Annotated in this window: 16 protein-coding genes; 5 read left to right on the top strand and 11 right to left on the bottom strand. The window is 71.2% G+C overall.

The features are described from left to right. Nucleotides 1-2: 2 nt before the first annotated feature. The 9 genes from KHC27_RS16460 to KHC27_RS16420 form a co-directional block, all read right to left on the bottom strand. Nucleotides 3-1808, bottom strand: coding sequence for a methanol/ethanol family PQQ-dependent dehydrogenase (locus tag KHC27_RS16460; protein WP_213340526.1), 1806 nt, complete (start codon nucleotides 1806-1808; stop codon nucleotides 3-5). A 180-nt stretch (nucleotides 1809-1988) separates the two neighbouring features. Next, entirely contained in the window at nucleotides 1989-2888 is a 900-nt protein-coding gene (locus KHC27_RS16455) for a patatin-like phospholipase family protein (RefSeq protein ID WP_213340482.1), read from the bottom strand. Nucleotides 2889-3064: 176 nt separating this feature from the next. Then, on the bottom strand, nucleotides 3065-4330 hold the full coding sequence (purD, locus tag KHC27_RS16450; RefSeq protein WP_213340481.1) for a phosphoribosylamine--glycine ligase: 1266 nt from the start codon (nucleotides 4328-4330) through the stop codon (nucleotides 3065-3067). A 72-nt stretch (nucleotides 4331-4402) separates the two neighbouring features. Continuing rightward, nucleotides 4403-6352, bottom strand: coding sequence for a MacB family efflux pump subunit (locus tag KHC27_RS16445; protein ID WP_213340525.1), 1950 nt, complete (start codon nucleotides 6350-6352; stop codon nucleotides 4403-4405). A gap of 73 nt (nucleotides 6353-6425) precedes the next feature. Next, nucleotides 6426-7598, bottom strand: a complete 1173-nt coding sequence (locus tag KHC27_RS16440; RefSeq protein ID WP_246520018.1) for an efflux RND transporter periplasmic adaptor subunit — start codon at nucleotides 7596-7598, stop codon at nucleotides 6426-6428. Nucleotides 7599-7770: 172 nt separating this feature from the next. Then, nucleotides 7771-7959: a hypothetical protein gene (locus tag KHC27_RS16435; protein ID WP_213340479.1), complete on the bottom strand. Its 189-nt coding sequence runs from the start codon at nucleotides 7957-7959 to the stop codon at nucleotides 7771-7773. Nucleotides 7960-7995: 36 nt separating this feature from the next. Continuing rightward, nucleotides 7996-8904, bottom strand: coding sequence for a S49 family peptidase (locus KHC27_RS16430; RefSeq protein WP_213340478.1), 909 nt, complete (start codon nucleotides 8902-8904; stop codon nucleotides 7996-7998). 100 nt (nucleotides 8905-9004) lie between these two features. Continuing rightward, on the bottom strand, nucleotides 9005-9784 hold the full coding sequence (locus tag KHC27_RS16425) for a tRNA1(Val) (adenine(37)-N6)-methyltransferase (RefSeq protein ID WP_213340477.1): 780 nt from the start codon (nucleotides 9782-9784) through the stop codon (nucleotides 9005-9007). After that, nucleotides 9768-9989 carry a putative signal transducing protein gene (locus KHC27_RS16420; RefSeq protein ID WP_213340476.1) on the bottom strand — a complete coding sequence of 74 codons (222 nt, stop codon included), beginning with the start codon at nucleotides 9987-9989 and terminating at the stop codon, nucleotides 9768-9770. Before KHC27_RS16420 ends, KHC27_RS16425 begins: the two co-directional genes overlap by 17 nt. Nucleotides 9990-10132: 143 nt before the next feature. On the opposite strand from KHC27_RS16420, the gene KHC27_RS16415 reads away from it, so the two are divergent. Beyond that, nucleotides 10133-11143, top strand: a complete 1011-nt coding sequence (locus KHC27_RS16415) for a polyprenyl synthetase family protein (RefSeq protein WP_213340475.1) — start codon at nucleotides 10133-10135, stop codon at nucleotides 11141-11143. A 30-nt stretch (nucleotides 11144-11173) separates the two neighbouring features. On the opposite strand, the gene KHC27_RS16410 is transcribed toward KHC27_RS16415, so the two are convergent. Together KHC27_RS16410 and KHC27_RS16405 are read right to left on the bottom strand one after the other, a co-directional pair. Continuing rightward, nucleotides 11174-11497, bottom strand: coding sequence for a YnfA family protein (locus tag KHC27_RS16410; RefSeq protein ID WP_213340524.1), 324 nt, complete (start codon nucleotides 11495-11497; stop codon nucleotides 11174-11176). 32 nt (nucleotides 11498-11529) lie between these two features. Then, nucleotides 11530-12429 carry a 4-(cytidine 5'-diphospho)-2-C-methyl-D-erythritol kinase gene (locus KHC27_RS16405; RefSeq protein ID WP_213340474.1) on the bottom strand — a complete coding sequence of 300 codons (900 nt, stop codon included), beginning with the start codon at nucleotides 12427-12429 and terminating at the stop codon, nucleotides 11530-11532. Between the two features lie 275 nt (nucleotides 12430-12704). Between KHC27_RS16405 and rimP the strand changes: the two genes are divergently transcribed. The 4 genes from rimP to KHC27_RS16385 form a co-directional block, all read left to right on the top strand. Further along, nucleotides 12705-13517, top strand: a complete 813-nt coding sequence (gene rimP / locus KHC27_RS16400; RefSeq protein WP_213340473.1) for a ribosome maturation factor RimP — start codon at nucleotides 12705-12707, stop codon at nucleotides 13515-13517. Further along, entirely contained in the window at nucleotides 13517-15124 is a 1608-nt protein-coding gene (gene nusA / locus KHC27_RS16395) for a transcription termination factor NusA (protein ID WP_213340472.1), read from the top strand. The genes rimP and nusA overlap by 1 nt, the downstream gene beginning before the upstream one ends. A gap of 14 nt (nucleotides 15125-15138) precedes the next feature. Continuing rightward, nucleotides 15139-15873 (top strand): RNA-binding protein, encoded by a 735-nt coding sequence (locus KHC27_RS16390; protein ID WP_213340471.1) that lies wholly within the window; start codon nucleotides 15139-15141, stop codon nucleotides 15871-15873. A 68-nt stretch (nucleotides 15874-15941) separates the two neighbouring features. Next, nucleotides 15942-16278 (top strand): translation initiation factor IF-2 associated domain-containing protein (locus tag KHC27_RS16385; RefSeq protein ID WP_213340470.1); only part of this gene is annotated, 337 nt, incomplete at its 3' end.

The following is a 16278-nucleotide window of genomic DNA, read 5'->3' as shown; positions in this document are numbered from 1 at the left end:
GTTCACGGCGCATCCGGCAGGGCGAAGACGGTGAGCTGGCCGCCGAGATTGGTGTAGCTGGTCAGCGCGCCATAGGCCTGCCCGGCGCCGGAGCCGGCATTGGGGTCGGTGAGGCCGGCGGCCAGCCCGATGCCGGCCCAGCCGCCGATACCGGAAAGCACGGCGACATATTGCCGGCCGCGATGCGCATAGGTCATCACATTGCCGACGATGCCCGAGGGCGTCCTGAAGCGGAACAGCTCGCGTCCGGTGCGGGCGTCGACGGCCTTCAGATAGCCTTCCAGCGTGCCGTAGAACACCACGCCGCCGGCGGTGGCCAGCGCCCCGGACCAGACCGAGAAGCGTTCCGGCGCGGTCCAGGCCGCCCGCCCCGCCACCGCGTCCCACGCGGTGAGCGCGCCGGTGCGGCCATCGCTGCCGGGCGCGGGATACATGGTCAGCGTGGCCCCGACATAAGGCTGGCCGGCGACGTAATCGACGTGGAACGGCTCGTAATCCATGCACATGCGGGTGGTCGGCACGTAGAACAGCCGTGTCTGCGGCGAATAGGCCGCGGGCTGCTGGTTCTTGGCGCCGAGCGCGGCGGGGCAGATGCCGGAATAGGTCACGTCCTCGCCCTCGGTCTCGGTGGAGTGGGCGGGGTCGACCAGCGGCCGGCCATAGCTGGGGCTTGCCCGGTCGAGGTCGACGCCGCGGGCCCAGTTCACGGTCGGCTCGAAGGGGGCCGCCCGCAGCAGCTCGCCGGTGGCGCGGTTGAGGGTGTAGGCGAAGCCGTTGCGGTCGAAATGGGTAAGCAGCGGGGTGGGATGCCCGTCGATCTCCTGATCGGTCAGGATCATCTCGTTGACGCCGTCATAATCCCACTGGTCGTGGGGCGTCATCTGGTAGACCCAGCGCGCCATGCCGGTGTCGGCGTCGCGGGCGAAGATGGTCATGGACCATTTGTTGTCGCCCGGCCGCTGCGAGGGATTCCAGGTCGCGGGGTTGGCGGTGCCGTAATAGACGAGGTTGAGCGTCGGATCGTAGGCGAACCAGCCCCAGGTGGCCCCGCCGCCGATCTTCCACTGGTCGCCTTCCCAGCTCTTGAGCGAGGAATCCTTGCCGATCGGCCGGCCTAGCTCGGTGGTCTTCTCCGGGTCGACCAGCAGGTCGGAATCCGGCCCCGTGCTCCAGGCCCGCCAGGCGAGCGAGCCGTCCTTGATGTTGTAGGCGCTGATATGCCCGCGGGCGCCGAATTCCGCTCCCGCGATACCGACGATCACTTTGTCCTTTACCGGCATCACCGTGGCGGTGTTGGATTCCCCGAGCCTGGGATCGCCATTGGCGACGCTCCAGCGCACCGCGCCGGTCCTGGCATCGAGCGCGACGAGGGTGGTGTCGTTCTGGTGCAGGAAGACCATGCCGTCGGCATAGGCGAGGCCGCGATAGACCAGGTCGCAGCACATGATGGCGGCGACGTCCGACGTCTGCTTCGGCTCGTATTTCCACAGGATGCGCCCGTCCGCGTCGAGGTCGAGGGCGTAGACGACATTGGGGAACGGGGTGTGCACATACATCACCCCGTCCACCACCAGCGGCGCCCCTTCATGGCCGCGCAGCACGCCGGTGGAGAAGGTCCACGCCACCTTCAGCCGGCCGACATTGCCGGTGTCGATCTGGTCGAGCCGGGAATAGCGGGTGTTGGCGTAGTCCACCGTCTGCAGCACCTGCTGGGCGGGATCGGCGGTGCGGCGCAGGACGTCGTCATTGGCCCGCGTCGGCAGGGCCGAGGCGAGGACGAAGGCGGCGGCGAGCGCGGTCGCGAGCAGTCTGGGGTGCACCGGGCGTCTCCGGCTTGGCGGCGGGGCCGACACGCTCGCCGAGCGGCCGGCCCCGCGTCAACGGCGTAAAAGGCTGCGAAATGACGCTGCCGGAGCGTCAGCCGGGCGCGACGGCGATGAATTTCCCGTGTTCCTCGCGCGGCGGCAATGCAGGGCGTCCGGGCGCGCTCAGGTGAGCGCGGCTTCCAGCCGGCGCTTCACCTCGTCCTTCACCGGCTCGGCCGCCTTCAGGATGGCGGTGGCGCGGAAGAAGTCCAGCACCCGGAAGGCATCGACATTGGGGCGGATGAGGATGTCCGGGGCGCCCGATTTCAGCTTCTCGCCCACAATGGTGCTGGCCATGATCTGCAGGGTCGCGAACATCGCCTCGAAGGCGCCGGGCACGCCGCGGGCTTCCCCGCTCGGGCCGCCGGTGATGTCCACCGCGAGCACCAGATCGGCCGCGTTCCGCAGCAGGTCGAACGGCAGCGGGTTCACCGCACCACCGTCGACCAGCACCCTGCCGGCATGGGCGACCGGGCGGATGAGGCCGGGAATGGCGATGGAGGCCGCCACCGCGGGGCGGACGGCGCCGTGCTCGAACACCGCCTCGCCGCGCGCCCAGTAGTTGGTGGCCACCACCTTCAGCGGAATCTGCAGCTGCTCGAACGTGTCCGGCACCACCTGCGGCAGCATCGCCTCCACGAAGGTCTCGCCGTCGATCAGCACGGGATTGCCGCGCCCGCTGAACAGGTCGGCGATGCGCCCGACGCGGGCCGCCAGCAGCTGCCCCATGACCTCGCCGCGGTTGCGCAGGTAGCTGGTCGCGAGGTGGCGCACCTCCCGCGCGGGGACGCCTGAGGCATAGACCGCGCCGACCAGCGCACCGATCGAGGTGCCGGCGATGGCGACGGGGCGCAGGCCCATCTCGTCCAGCGCCTCCAGCACCAGGATGTGGGCGAGACCGCGGGCGCCGCCCGAGCCGAGCGCCACCGCGATGCGCGGCCCGGCCGGCCGGTGTTCGGCCGGGGGCTCGCCCCCGGCGGTCCCGCCGGGCGGGCTCTGAAAGGTGTGGTGCAGCGTGTCCATGGCGGGCCATTCGAGGCGAGGCCGACGGTGATGCCGGCCGGTGCGGCCGACGTCCCCCGATCGGGTTAAAGGCAGAACGCGCGGTCCGGCAGGCCGGGCCGTCGAACGGAGCGGTTATGCCCTTAACCCTCCAACACGGCGATAGTTTGAAGCTGTCGCCGCGATGAGGCGTGGAATCAGGCCCCCAGCGCCCGCCAGGCGATGTCGCTGCGGCAAAATCCGTCCGGCCAGTCGATCCGGGCGACGGCGTCATAGGCCCGCTCGCGGGCTTCCGCGACATTGGCACCGGTCGCGGTGATGCCGAGCACGCGCCCGCCATTGGCCAGCAGCCGGGTGCCCTCGCTGCGGGTGCCGGCATGGAAGACGCGCACCCCCTCCACCCGCTCGGCCGCGATGAGGCTGCCGATCGGGGTTCCCCGGGCATAGTCGCCGGGATAGCCGCGCGCGGCCATCACCACGCAGATCGCCGCATCCGGGCGCAGCGCCACCTTCTGCCCCGCCAGCTCGCCGCGGGCGACGGAGGCGAGCAGCGCCAGCAGGTCGCCCTCCAGTCGGCTCATCAGCACCTGGCATTCGGGATCGCCGAAGCGGACATTGTATTCGATCAGCTTCGGGCCTTCGGAGGTGATCATCAGCCCCGCGAACAGCACGCCGCGGAACGGGACCCCGGCATCCGCCAGCGCCCGGGCGGTGGGTTTGACGATCTCGGAGAGGGTACGCCGCTCGATGTCGGCGGTGAAGACCGGGGCGGGTGAATAGGCCCCCATGCCGCCGGTGTTCGGCCCGGTGTCGCCGTCGAAGGCGCGCTTGTGGTCCTGCGCCGAGCCGAGCGGCAGCACGGTGTCGCCGTCCACCAGGCAGAAGAAGCTCACCTCCTCGCCTTCGAGGAATTCCTCGATGAGGATTTCGGGGCCGCTGCCACCCATGGCGAACACCTCGTCCACCGCCGCCAGCGCCTCGGCCTGCGTCATCGCCACCACCACGCCCTTGCCGGCCATGAGGCCGTCGGCCTTCAGCACGATCGGGGCGCCCTGCGCCTCGATGAAGGCGCGGGCGGCCTCGGGATCGGAGAAGCGGCCGAAGGCGGCGGTGGGAATGCCGTGGGCCTTGCACAGCTCCTTGGTGAAGAGCTTGGAGCCTTCGAGCTGGGCGGCGGCGCGCCCGGGCCCGAACACGGCGATGCCCTCCGCCGCCAGCCGGTCGGCGATGCCCTCGACCAGCGGCGCTTCCGGGCCGACCACCACGAGGTCGATCTTCTCGGCGCCGCACACCGTGACGATGGCGTCATGGTCGGTGAGGGGGATGGTCTCCATGCACTGGGCGTATTGGGCGATGCCCGGATTGCCGGGAATGGCGATCAGCCTGCCGAGCTTCTCGCTCGAAGCCAGTTTCCACGCGAGGGCGTGCTCGCGGCCACCCGAACCCAGCAACAGCACATTCATGCGCGGCTCTCTCTCCCGATTGGCGCTTGGCTACTTGCTCGCACCGCCCGCCGCAAGGGCAAAGCGCGTGGGCTACTCGTAGGAGAGCGCCACGACGGGGTCCAGCCGCGCCGCCTTGCGGGCCGGCAGGTAGCCGAAGACGAGGCCGGTGAGGAAGGCGCAGGCGAAGGCGAGCAGGGCCGGCGCCAGCGAGAGCGCGATGTTCACCCCCAGCGCTTCCAGCCCCAGCGCCGCGCCGATGCCCAGCACCACCCCCACCGCGCCGCCGACGCCGCACACCACCAGCGCCTCGGTGTTGAACTGCAGCATGATGTTGCTCATGCGCGCGCCCGTGGCCATGCGGATGCCGATCTCGCGGGTGCGCTCGGTGACGCCGACCAGCATGATGTTCATCACCCCGATGCCGGCGACGAGCAGCGAGATCGCCGCCACGCAGCCGAGCACGAGGGTGAGCGTGTTCTGCGTCTCGATCGCGGTTTCGAGGAACTGGGCGGTGTTGCGGATCTGGAAGTCCTCGGCCTGGTGCCGATCGGCGATGAGGCGGCGCATGGCGGCCTCCACCGCGGGGATGTCGCCGCTGTCGGCCACCTTCACCGTCACCGAATTGAGGAAACGCCGGCCATAGAGCCGCATGAAGCCGGTGGAGAGCGGCACCAGCGCCACGTCGTCCTGGTCCTGCCCGAACGCGTTCGCCCCCTTGGAAGCGAGCACGCCAAGCACCTCGTAGGGCACGTTCTTGACGAGCACGTAGCGCCCCACGGGGTCCTCCGCGCCGAACAGGTTGTGCGCCACGGTCTGGCCCAGCACGATGACGGGGGCGTAGCTGCGCACGTCGGCGGCGCTGAACATCACCCCGCTCGCCAGCGGCCAGTCGCGCGCCTCCAGATAGTCGGCGGAGGCGCCGGTAACCTGGGTGAAATAGTCTTTCGAGCCGTAACGCAGGGTGTAACGGCCGGAGCGCTCCGGCGCCACCGCGGCGATGCCGGGAAGGCTGCGCAGCGCCTCCGCATCCTCCGGCAGAAGGGTGGCGTTGTCGCCGCTGGAGCGGATGCCGGGCGCGCCGGGGCGGACCACCAGCAGGTTGGTGCCGATCTGCGAGATGCGCTCCAGCACGCTGCGCTTTCCCCCGTCGCCGACCGCCAGCATGGTGATGACCGAGGCCACCCCGATGACGATGCCCAGCAGCGTCAGCGCGGTGCGGAAGATATTGGCGTGCATGGAGGCGAAGGCCATCCGCACCGCCTCGGCGAGGTCGGGCAGGAAGCGCATCATCCCCGCCGGGCCGGCCGGCCGGTGGGCCGGCAGGGCCGGGCGCCCGGCCTCGGGTCGGCGGCGCTCGTCCTCGACGATCCGGCCGTCCTGGAAGCGCACGATCCGGTGGGCGTGGGCGGCGACGTCGGGATCGTGGGTGATGAGGATGACGGTGTGCCCTTCGGCGTTCAGCTCGCCGAGCAGGGCGAGCACGTCCTCGCCGCTGCGGCTGTCCAGCGCGCCGGTGGGCTCGTCGGCCAGGATGACCGGCGCGGCGTTCATCAGCGCGCGGGCGATGGAGACGCGCTGCTGCTGGCCGCCGGAGAGCTGGCCGGGCGTGTGGTCGACCCGCGCTTGCAGCCCCAGCCGGGCGAGCAGCATGCGCGCGCGCTCCGCCCGCTCGGCCTTGGGCGTGCCGGCATAGACCGCGGGAATCTCGACATTCTCCGCCGCGGTCAGTGCCGGCAGCAGGTTGTAGCGCTGGAACACGAAGCCGAAGGTCGAGCAGCGCAGCGCCGCGAGCGCATCCGCATCCAGTTCCGCCACGTCGACGCCCGCCACCCGGTAGGTGCCGGAGGACGCCCGGTCGAGGCAGCCGACGATGTTCATCAGCGTCGACTTGCCGGAGCCGGACTGGCCCATGATGGCCACGAACTCGCCCGGCAGGATGGCGAGCGACACCCGGTCGAGCGCCCGCACCACCGTCTCGCCATTGGGATAGATCCGGCTGACGTCGTCGAGCGCGACGATCGGCACCAGAGCGCCATCCATGCCGGAGGCGGCGCCGGCCGGGCCGGCCGGGCCGGCGGGATGTGTCGCCCCGAGAATCGCGCTCATGCCCGCCTCACCCGAGCCGCGGCATCATGGGCGGGCGTGGCTGGCCGCCGCCCGGCGCGCGCGGGCCGCCGCCCTCGCCCACCACCACCGTGTCGCCCGGCTGCAGCCCTTCCAGCACCTGCGCCATGGACCGGTTGGACAGGCCGATCTTCACCGCGCGCCGCTCGACGCCCGAGCCCGTGACCACCTGCACGAAGCTGCGCCCGTCCGGCCCCGTCCGCACCGCCTGCACCGGCACCAGCGGCACGCGCCTGGCCTCGCCCAGCCGGAAGAACACCTGCGCGGTCATGTTGGTCATCAGGGTGAGGTCGCTGTTCGGCACGTCGATCAGCACGTTGTAGAGCACCACGTCGTTGACGATGGTCGGGGTCGGCTCGACCTGCCGCACAGTGCCTTCCCAGCGCCGGTCGGGCAGGCCGAGGGTCGAGAAATAGGCCGGCATGCCGACCTTCACCCGCGGTATATCGCCTTCGGTCACCTGCGCGGTCACCGTCATGGTCTGGAGGTCGGCGATGCGCAACACAATGGGCGCGCTCTGGTTGGCGTTGAGGGTCTGGCCGGGCTTGGCCGAGAGGCTCACCACCGTGCCGTCCATGGGCGCGTAGATCTTGGTGTAGCCGAGATTGGCGAGATCGCCGTCGAGGGTCGCCTTGGTCTGCTGGATCTGGGCCTTGAGCGCGTCGATCTTGGCCGCGCTGATGCGCATCGTGGCCGTGGCGGCGTCGGCGGCGTCCTTGCTGCCGGAACTGCGGGCGAGCAGCTCCTGCGCGCGCTGGCTGCGCAACGTGTCGAGTTCGAGCTGGGCCTCGGCCTGGGCCAGCTGGGCCTTGAGGTTGTCGAGGCTGGCGCGGTCGCCGGTGACGCGGGTCTGATAGACCGTCGGGTCGATCTCGGCGAGCAGGTCGCCCTTCTTCACGATGTCGCCGATATCGGGCAGCACCGAGCGGAGCTGCCCCGACACCTGGGTGCCGACATCGACATAGGTCTTGGGCTGTATGTTGGCGATGGCGGTGACGGAGGTCTCGATGTCGCCGAGCTGGATCGTCGCGGTTTCCCGCGCCGGGGTGGCGGTGGCGCCGGTTTCGGCCCGCCAGCCATACCAGCCCGCGCCGGCCGTGGCCGCCACCAGCAGGGCGGCCACCCAGGGCCAGCGCCGGCGGCGGCGCCGCGTTGCGATCATCGTGTCCCGTCCGGCTTCGGTTCGTTGCAGCATGCTGGCCCCTTGGCGCACCGCCCGCGCCTCGTTTCCAGCAATAAACGCCTTCCATTCCCCGATAAAATGAATTCGCGGTAATGAAAGCCGCGATATTCAAAGGCTTTCCAGACTAGAGAAAGTCTAATCGGCGCCCGCTTCAGGATCGGTGCGGCCGATACTCGCCGGTATCGGCGTCCCGCCGCAGGGTTTCGCGCGGTGCCGAGTCGGCTTCTGCCGCGCGGCCGGCGTCCAGCTCGGCGTTCACCCTGCGGGATTCATGCGCGAGCAGTTTCGCCAGGGCGGCCGCGCCGAGGGCGCCGAGCGCGAGGACGATGAAGGGCGGCATGTCGGGTCGATCTCCTGTGCGTGGATGGCCGGCGCGTCAGAGGCCGAACCGGCCCCAGAGCGCGCGTTCCTCGGCGGCGGTCAGCAGGCGCTCGGCGATGCCGCCCCCGATCGCCTCGAGTCCCCCTTCGGTGAGGGGGGCGCCGAAGGCGGACCCCACGCCGGGCCGCCGCCGCGACAGCAGCCCGCCGCCCGCCTCGATGAGCGGGGTTGAAACCTTGTCGCCGTAACGGGCGCGCAGATGCGACCGGAGGTCGCCGAGGGCGTCGATAAGGCCATATTCCAGCGCCTGGCCCGCCGCCCAGAACTCGCCGGAGAAAACGGTCTTTTCCGGCCCGACCAGCACATTGCCGCGCCGCTCCTGCACCAGCCCGACGAAATGCTCGTGGATCTCGCGCTGCAGGGTCTTCAGCTTGCGGATGTCCTCCGGCTTTTCCGGCTGGAACGGGTCGAGGATCACCTTGCGCTCGCCGGCGGTGTAGACGCGGCGGTCGATGCCGAGCTTCTCGATCGCCCGATCGAAGCCGAAGCCGGCGCTCACGACGCCGATCGAACCGACGATGGAGAAGCGGTCGGCGATGATCTCGTCGGCCGCGCAGGCGAGCATGTAGCCGCCCGAGGCGGCGACATCCTCGACGAAGGCGAAGACCGGGATGTTCTTCTCCTCCGCCAGCGCGCGGATGCGCCGGTAGATGAGATGCGACTGCACCGGCGAGCCGCCGGGCGAATTGATGAGGAGGGCGACGGCCTTGGCGCCCTTGACGGCGAAGGCGCGATCCAGCGTCTTCGCCACGCCGGCGAAGTTGAGGCCGGGGCGCAGCGGCGCGGCCATGCCGATGGCGCCGTTGAGGCGGACCACCGGGACCACCGCGCCGGAACGCATGCGGGCGGGAAGGAGCGGTTCGAGGCCGCGGCGCAGTCGGGCGAAGAGGGACAGATCGGACATGGTGCAGAAATAGGACCTGTGCCCCGCCGTCTCAAGCGGCCCTCGGCCGTCCGCCGCTCAGGGGGGCCATGGCGGGCTGGCCCGGCCACGGTTCGCCCGCTCAGAAGCCCTCGCCCTCGCGCAGCAGGCGCTCGGCCTCCGGCCGGGCCTGCCCGTCCGCCCCGGTGAGCACCAGCGGCGGCAGGAGCGCGAGGGGCGTCCGGCGGCCCTTCACCGCGCTCGCCAGCAGCCGTACCGCGGGCGCGTCCGGCCGGGGATGCACCGTCCGCAGCCGCACCGCGCCGAACCGGCCCTCCAGCGCCGCCAGCACGGCCGCCAGCGCCTCCGGGCGGTGAATGAGATGAACCTCTCCGGCGGGGGCCAGCAGCCGCTCCGCCGCGCGCAGCCACGTCTCCAGCGCCTCGTCGCCGGCGCTGTGGGCGCGGGCGCGGGCCTCGCGCGGCGAGACGCGATGGCGGGTTGGATCGTTGAAGGGCGGGTTGAGAATGACGGTATCGGCACCCCTCGCGGCCGGCAGCGGCGGACCCGAGACGAGGCCGAGCCGGGCAATGTCGGCTTCGACCACGGCCACCCGCCCGCCGAGCCGGTTTTCCGGCCGGCCGGCATTGCGGGCCGCCAGCGCGGCACTCGCCGGATGGATCTCGACCAGCGTCACCCGCGCCAGCGGCAGCCGGACGGCGACGGCAAGGCCGGCCGAGCCGACCCCGGCGCCGAGATCCACCACCTCACGGGCGCTCGACCCGACGCAGGCCGCCAGAAGGATCGCGTCATGTCCGACGCGGTGCCCGCGCGCGGGCTGGAACAGCCGCAGCCGGCCACCCAGCACGGCGTCGTCGGTCACGTCGCCGCCGGCCTCCGGTGTGTCAGCCGACCAGGTCATCGCCGAAGCCGGCCTCGTTCAGCAGCCGCCGGGCGCGGATCGCGTCCTCGTCCGCCACCACGAGACGGCGGGGCAGAAGCCCGAGCGAGCCCTCGAGCACGCTCATGTGTCCATCGGCGACATGGTGGGGGATATCCGCCGCGGCGAGCAGCGATCCGACCGCCGAGATCAACACGATGTCGTTGGTGCGTAACAGTTCCTGCATGAGGCGATCATGGCACGCCGTCCCGTCCGGCGCGAGGGGCGCGCCTGCCGGTGATTCCCTGGGCGACCGCCAACGTAAGTAGGGCACTTGAAGTTGTCGTCGTCCCGCATTTTAGTGCAGCCACAACAGTTGGGATAAAGCCTTTGGCCGTCGTAGTGCCCTTCGACCCCGTCGCCGAACCCTCGATCGAGGGTATCATCGAGCTCGTCCGCTCCGGCATGGAGGATGTGAACGCGCTTATCCTGTCGCGCACGGGATCGGACGTGGCGATGATACCCGAGGTGGCAACGCACCTCATCTCCTCCGGCGGCAAGCGGCTCCGGCCGATGCTGACCCTCGCCACGGCGCGCCTCGCCGGCTATGAGGGCGAAGGCGACGTCAAGCTCGCCGCCTCCGTCGAATTCATGCACACCGCGACGCTGCTGCACGACGACGTGGTTGACGACAGCGAGATGCGCCGCGGCAAGCTCGCCGCCCGGATGCTCTGGGGCAACGAGGCCAGCGTGCTGGTGGGCGATTTCCTGCTCGGGCAGGCCTTCCGCATGATGGTTGAGGTCGGCAACATGCGCGCCCTCGACATTCTCTCCACCGCGGCGGTGGTGATCGCGGAGGGCGAGGTTGCCCAGCTCGCCGCCGCAAAGAACACCGCGACCACCGAGGACGAGTATCTCGCGGTGATTCGCGGCAAGACCGCCGAGCTGTTCGCCGCCGCCTGCGAGGTCGGCCCGGTGATCGGCCAGCGCACCAAGGCCGAACAGTCCGCCTGCCGCAGCTATGGCATGAATCTCGGCATCGCCTTCCAGCTCGTCGACGACGCGCTGGACTATGGCGGCTCCCGCGCCAAGCTCGGCAAGAATGTCGGCGACGATTTCCGCGAGGGAAAGATCACCCTGCCGATCGTCCTCGCCTTTCGCCGTGGCAATGATGAGGAGCGCAGCTTCTGGCGGCGCTGCCTTGAGGAGGGCGAGATCCGCGACGGCGACCTCGAGCACGCCATGGAGCTTCTCAGCCGCCACCGCGCCCTTGCCGACACGGTGGACCGCGCCCGGCACTATGGCGCCATCGCCAAGGACGCGCTGGGCCTGTTCGCCGACGGCGCCGCCAAGCGGGCGCTGCTGGAGGTCGTCGATTTCTGCGTCGCCCGCGCCCGCTGAGCGGGATCACCAGCCATGGCGGCAGGCGGCCTAGCCGCGCGGGCCAAGCAGGATGACGGCGGCGCCCGCGAGGCAGATGCCGCCGCCGAGCAGGTCCCAGCGGTCGGGGCGCACCCCTTCGGCCAGCCACAGCCAGAGCAGCGAGGCGGCGATGTAGACGCCGCCATAGGTGGCGAAGGCGCGCCCCGCGGCGCTGGCCTCCACCTGGGTGAGCAGCGCGGCGAAGGCCAGCAGGCTCGCAGCGCCCGGCAGCAGCCACAGCGCCGGCGCGCCCGAGCGCACCACCGCCCAGAAGGCGAAGCAGCCCGCGATTTCCGCGAGGGCGGCGAGCGCGAAGGCGAGCAGGGTCGGCATCTGCGGCAGGCTCATCGCGGCGGCATCTCCCTTCAGCCGATCACGGTGGGCTTCACCCACCAGTCCGGCCGGCGCGCGGCCACGATCTTGCCGGCCGCCGCCGCCGCCCGGCAGTCTGGATAGAGCCCGAAGAACGTCCCGCCCGAACCGGACATGCGCACCAGCAGCACGCCCGGCGTCTCCGCCAGCGCCGCCGCCACCGCGTCCAGCCCGGGCACGAGGCGCCGGGCGGCCGGCTCGAGATCGTTCGGCACGGTGGCCAGCCGGCGGGCCAGCCTTTCCCGCTCCGGCTCCAGCGCGGAGGCGGCGGGGTGCTGCGGCCCGGCGAGCGTCTGGCCGGCGGCAAGGCCCAGCGCGGCGAAGACCCGCCCGGTCGGCACCGGCAGGCGCGGGTTCACCAGCAGCAGCCCGAAGCGCGGCAGCGCCAGCCGCTCCAGCCGCTCGCCCCGCCCGCGCATCAAGCTCGCCTGCCCGGGCAGGCACACCGGAACGTCCGAGCCGGTGGCCTCCGCCGCGGCGGACAGGCGTGGATCGGCGGGGTCGAGGCCATTGGCGCGGGCGAGCAGCCGCAGCGCCGCCGCCGCATCCGCCGAGCCGCCGCCGAGCCCGGCGGCCACCGGCAGCCGCTTGTCGAGGAAGAAGCGGCCGAGCCGCAGGCCGGGCACCCGTGCCGCCAGGGCCTGCGCGGCCCGTACCACGAGATTGTCACCCTCCGGCCCTGTGGCCTCCGCACCCGGCCCGCTTGCCTCCAGCGCCAGGGCCGGGCCGGGCCGCAACGCCAGCCGGTCGCCGGTCCCGGCGAAGCCGACCACGCTGACAAGTTCGTGATAGCCGTCCACCCGCCGCCCCAGCACCCGGAGGGTGAGGTTCACCTTGGCCGGCGCGCGCTCGCGCAGCACGGACGGATCGAGGATCGCGTGGGAAGGGCTCATGGCCGGCTTATGCGCGCGGGCGCCGGGCGGGGCAAGGGTTCCCGCCGGTTTCACGCTCAGGACGTCGGCGCGTATCCCGTCCCGGGCCGTGTCGTCGTGGCCGCGCAAGAGGGTCGCCCGCGCTGAAGACGGCGGTTGGCAAGTATCGGGATTGACTGTATAAGGGCCGTCATCCTTCACATCTCATAGCGATCGGATACGGTCGATTGAGGGTGGGTTCCTCCGGCGGAACCCGCTCTTTTTGCATTGCGGGCCCGGACCACCGGGCAGGGAACATGAGCGAAGCCGATACCGACACCCCGAACGGCGCCCCGGATTTTCCGGCCGACGAGCCGCGCCTCATCATCGAAACCGGCGCCGCCGCGCGGGTCGCCGCCATCGTTGGCCCGGTTCTGGAGGGTCTCGGCTTCCGGCTGGTGCGGGTGAAGATTTCCGGCACCAACGGCGTCACCGTGCAGGTCATGGCCGAGAGGCCGGACGGAACCTTCGGCATCGACGAGTGCGAGGCCTCCAGCCGGGCGATCTCGCCGGTGCTCGACGTCGAGGACCCGATCTCCGGCGCCTACAATCTCGAGATGTCCTCGCCGGGCATCGACCGTCCGCTGGTGCGGTTCGGCGATTTCGTGCGCTGGGCCGGCCATGACGTGAAGGTCGAGATGGCGGTGCCGCTCGATGGCCGCAAGCGTTTCCGCGGTATCCTGCTCGGCGCCGAGCAGGGCGAGGCGACGCTGCGGCTGCCGGATGTGCGCGAGGGCGCGCCGGACACGATCCGCCTGCCGATCGCCGACATCGGCGAAGCCCGCCTGGTGCTCACCGAGGCGCTGATCCGCGAGGCGCTGCGCCGCGACAAGGCGCTGCGTGAGGGTACCGAGGTCGACGGCGACGAGATCACCGACGAGGAGATCGCCGACGCCGCCGAGGAGGCCGAAGAGGACGCAGACGCGCCCCAGCGGGTGCTGCCTGCCAAGAAGATGCCGGTCCGCGGCAAGCTGAAGGCCAAGGCCAAGCCGTGGCCCAAGCCGCCGGGTGCGAAGCCCGGCAAGAAGTCCAATGCCAAAGCCAGATCCACCGCGAAGGAGACGCATTGATGGCTGTCGTCAGCGCAAACCGGCTCGAGCTTCTGCAGATCGCTGACGCGGTCGCCCGCGAGAAGTCGATCGACCGGGGCATCGTCATCGCCGCCATGGAGGACGCCATCGCCAAGGCGGCGCGCTCCCGCTATGGCGCGGAGACCGACATCCATGCCGAGATCAGCCCCCGCACCGGCGAGCTGCGCCTCGCGCGGCATCTCCACGTGGTGGAGCAGGTGGAGAACAACGCGATCGAGATCGGTCTGGATCAGGCACGCCGGCTGAATCCGGCGGCGCAGATCGGCGATTCCATCGCCGACACCCTGCCGCCCTTCGATTTCGGCCGCATCGCCGCCCAGTCCGCCAAGCAGGTCATCGTGCAGAAGGTCCGCGAGGCCGAGCGCGACCGCCAGTACGAGGAATACAAGGACCGCATCGGCGAGATCGTGAACGGCGCCGTGAAGCGCGTCGAATACGGCAATGTCGTCGTCGATCTCGGCCGCGGCGAAGGCTCGCTGCGCCGTGACGAGCTGCTGCCGCGCGAGGTGTTCAAGACCGGCGACCGCATCCGCGCCTATGTCTACGACGTGCGCCGCGAGCCGCGCGGCCCGCAGATCTTCCTCTCCCGCACCCATCCCCAGTTCATGGCGAAGCTGTTCGCCCAGGAGGTGCCGGAGATCTATGACGGCATCGTCGAGATCAAGGCGGTCGCCCGCGACCCCGGCTCGCGCGCCAAGATCGCGGTGACGTCGCGGGATTCCTCGGTGGACCCGGTCGGCGCCTGCGTCGGCATGCGCGGCTCGCGCGTGCAGGCGGTGGTGAACGAGCTGCAGGGCGAGAAGATCGACATCATCCCGTGGTCGACGGACGTGGCGACCTTCATCGTCAACGCCCTCGCCCCGGCCGAGGTGGTGAAGGTCGTGCTCGACGAGGACCGCGAGCGTATTGAAGTTGTGGTCCCCGATGCCCAATTGTCCCTCGCGATCGGCCGTCGCGGTCAGAATGTGCGCCTGGCGTCCCAGCTCACCGGCTGGGACATCGACATCATGACCGAGGCGGAGGAGAGCGAGCGCCGGCAGAAGGAATTCGCCCAGCGCACCAAGATGTTCGCCGAGGCGCTCGATCTCGACGAGATGATGGGCCAGCTCCTCGCCTCCGAGGGCTTCGCCTCGGTCGAGGAGCTCGCTTACGTCCCGCTGTCGGAGCTGACGAGCATCGAGGGCTTCGACGAGGACACCGCCCAGGAGCTGCAGAGCCGGGCGCTGGGCCATCTCGCCCAGATCGAGGAGGAGCTGGACGCCCGCCGCCGCGAACTCGGGGTCGAGGACGCGATGCGCGAGGTTCCCGGCATCACCTCGGCGATGCTGGTCGCGCTCGGCGAGCACGACATCAAGACGGTCGAGGATCTCGCCGGCTGCGCCACCGACGACCTGATCGGCTGGACCGAGCGCAAGGACGGCGAGACCGTCCGCATCGCCGGCGCGCTGGACGGTTTCGAGCTGTCCCGCGAGGCGGCGGAAGGGCTTATCATGCAGGCCCGCGTCAAGGCGGGCTGGATCGAGGAAGGCGACCTTGCCGCCGCCGGGGAGGGCGAGGAGGCCGGCCTCGACGAGGCGCAGGGCTGAGGCGGAGCGGGGGAATGACACACCCGGGCCGCGCGGCGGAGGAGGTTGGCCGGCAGGCCGATCGGGTGGAGGATCAGGCCGGTGAGGTGGACGATGGGGCCGATGGCGCCATCGCCGACGAGACCGACGCCGGTCCCGCCGCCGCCCGCCGCACCCCGGCCCGGTTCTGCATCGCCACCCGCGAGGTGAAGCCGCTCGACGAGCTGCTGCGCTTCGTGGTCGCGCCGGACGGCAGCGTGGTGCCGGACCTCGCGGCCCGGCTGCCCGGGCGGGGGGCCTGGCTCACCGCCACCCGGCCGGCGCTGGCCGAGGCGATTCGCCGGAAGGCGTTCGGCCGGGCCTTCAAGGGTCGCGGCCGGATCGAGACGGGGCCGCAGGGCCCGGCGCTCGCCACCCTGGTGGAGGCGCTGATGGAACGGGACGCGCTCGCCGCGCTCGCCCTCGCCAACAAGGCGGGGCAGGTGGTGACGGGGGCGACCAAGGTGGCGGAAGCCCTGCGCGGCGGCTCGGTCGCGGTGCTGGTCCACGCCGCCGACGCTGCCCCGGACGGGGTGGGCAAGCTGGACGCGCTGGCGCGCCGTGTCGGGGAGGACACGGGGCGCGGGATCGACCGGATTACCTGCCTTGCCGGAACGCAATTGGACTTGGCGCTAGGGCGGGCAAATGTGGTACATGCTGCGCTGCTCGCGCATTCGACGAGCGTGGGTTTTCTCGCGCGGACAAGACGGCTCGAGCGCTGGCGCGCCTGAACAGGCTTCTGGCGCGCAGGAATGACGCATCCCGGCATGAGGCAGGGATGCCGAGGAACGGATACCGAATGACCGATACGAAGAATCCCGGCGAGAAGACGATGGGCGTGGGCCAGGGGATTGGCCAGGGTGGCAAGACCCTGACGCTCAAGAGGCCTGTCGAGCAGGGCGTCGTCCGCCAGAGCTTCAGCCATGGCCGGTCGAAGGCCGTCGTGGTCGAGAAGGTGAAGCGCCGGGTCATCGGTCCGGGCGAGGGCAAGCCCGAGGCGTCCGCCCCGCCGGCCGCGGCACAGGCCGCGCCGGCCCCCGCCGCGTCCGCTCCCGCGGCACCTGCCGCCTCCGCTCCGGCGGCGCCGGCCCAGGCCTCCGCGCCGTCCCCTGCTGCGGCGGCGCCCGCGCCTGCGG

This window comes from Ancylobacter lacus (assembly GCF_018390635.1).
GTDB lineage: Bacteria > Pseudomonadota > Alphaproteobacteria > Rhizobiales > Xanthobacteraceae > Ancylobacter > Ancylobacter lacus.
Note: the sequence above shows the minus strand (reverse complement) of the source record. Positions and strands in the feature narration are given on the sequence as shown.

What these genes read in the sequence shown, in the direction of transcription:
- KHC27_RS16455 (WP_213340482.1), bottom strand. Translation starts at nt 2,888, where the DNA reads ATGGACACGCTGCACCACACCTTTCAGAGCCCGCCCGGCGGGACCGCC.
- purD (WP_213340481.1), bottom strand. Translation starts at nt 4,330, where the DNA reads ATGAATGTGCTGTTGCTGGGTTCGGGTGGCCGCGAGCACGCCCTCGCG.
- KHC27_RS16445 (WP_213340525.1), bottom strand. Translation starts at nt 6,352, where the DNA reads ATGGATGGCGCTCTGGTGCCGATCGTCGCGCTCGACGACGTCAGCCGG.
- KHC27_RS16440 (WP_246520018.1), bottom strand. Translation starts at nt 7,598, where the DNA reads ATGATCGCAACGCGGCGCCGCCGCCGGCGCTGGCCCTGGGTGGCCGCC.
- KHC27_RS16435 (WP_213340479.1), bottom strand. Translation starts at nt 7,959, where the DNA reads ATGCCGCCCTTCATCGTCCTCGCGCTCGGCGCCCTCGGCGCGGCCGCC.
- KHC27_RS16430 (WP_213340478.1), bottom strand. Translation starts at nt 8,904, where the DNA reads ATGTCCGATCTGTCCCTCTTCGCCCGACTGCGCCGCGGCCTCGAACCG.
- KHC27_RS16425 (WP_213340477.1), bottom strand. Translation starts at nt 9,784, where the DNA reads ATGACCTGGTCGGCTGACACACCGGAGGCCGGCGGCGACGTGACCGAC.
- KHC27_RS16420 (WP_213340476.1), bottom strand. Translation starts at nt 9,989, where the DNA reads ATGCAGGAACTGTTACGCACCAACGACATCGTGTTGATCTCGGCGGTC.
- KHC27_RS16410 (WP_213340524.1), bottom strand. Translation starts at nt 11,497, where the DNA reads ATGCCGACCCTGCTCGCCTTCGCGCTCGCCGCCCTCGCGGAAATCGCG.
- KHC27_RS16405 (WP_213340474.1), bottom strand. Translation starts at nt 12,429, where the DNA reads ATGAGCCCTTCCCACGCGATCCTCGATCCGTCCGTGCTGCGCGAGCGC.
- rimP (WP_213340473.1), top strand. Translation starts at nt 12,705, where the DNA reads ATGAGCGAAGCCGATACCGACACCCCGAACGGCGCCCCGGATTTTCCG.
- nusA (WP_213340472.1), top strand. Translation starts at nt 13,517, where the DNA reads ATGGCTGTCGTCAGCGCAAACCGGCTCGAGCTTCTGCAGATCGCTGAC.
- KHC27_RS16390 (WP_213340471.1), top strand. Translation starts at nt 15,139, where the DNA reads ATGACACACCCGGGCCGCGCGGCGGAGGAGGTTGGCCGGCAGGCCGAT.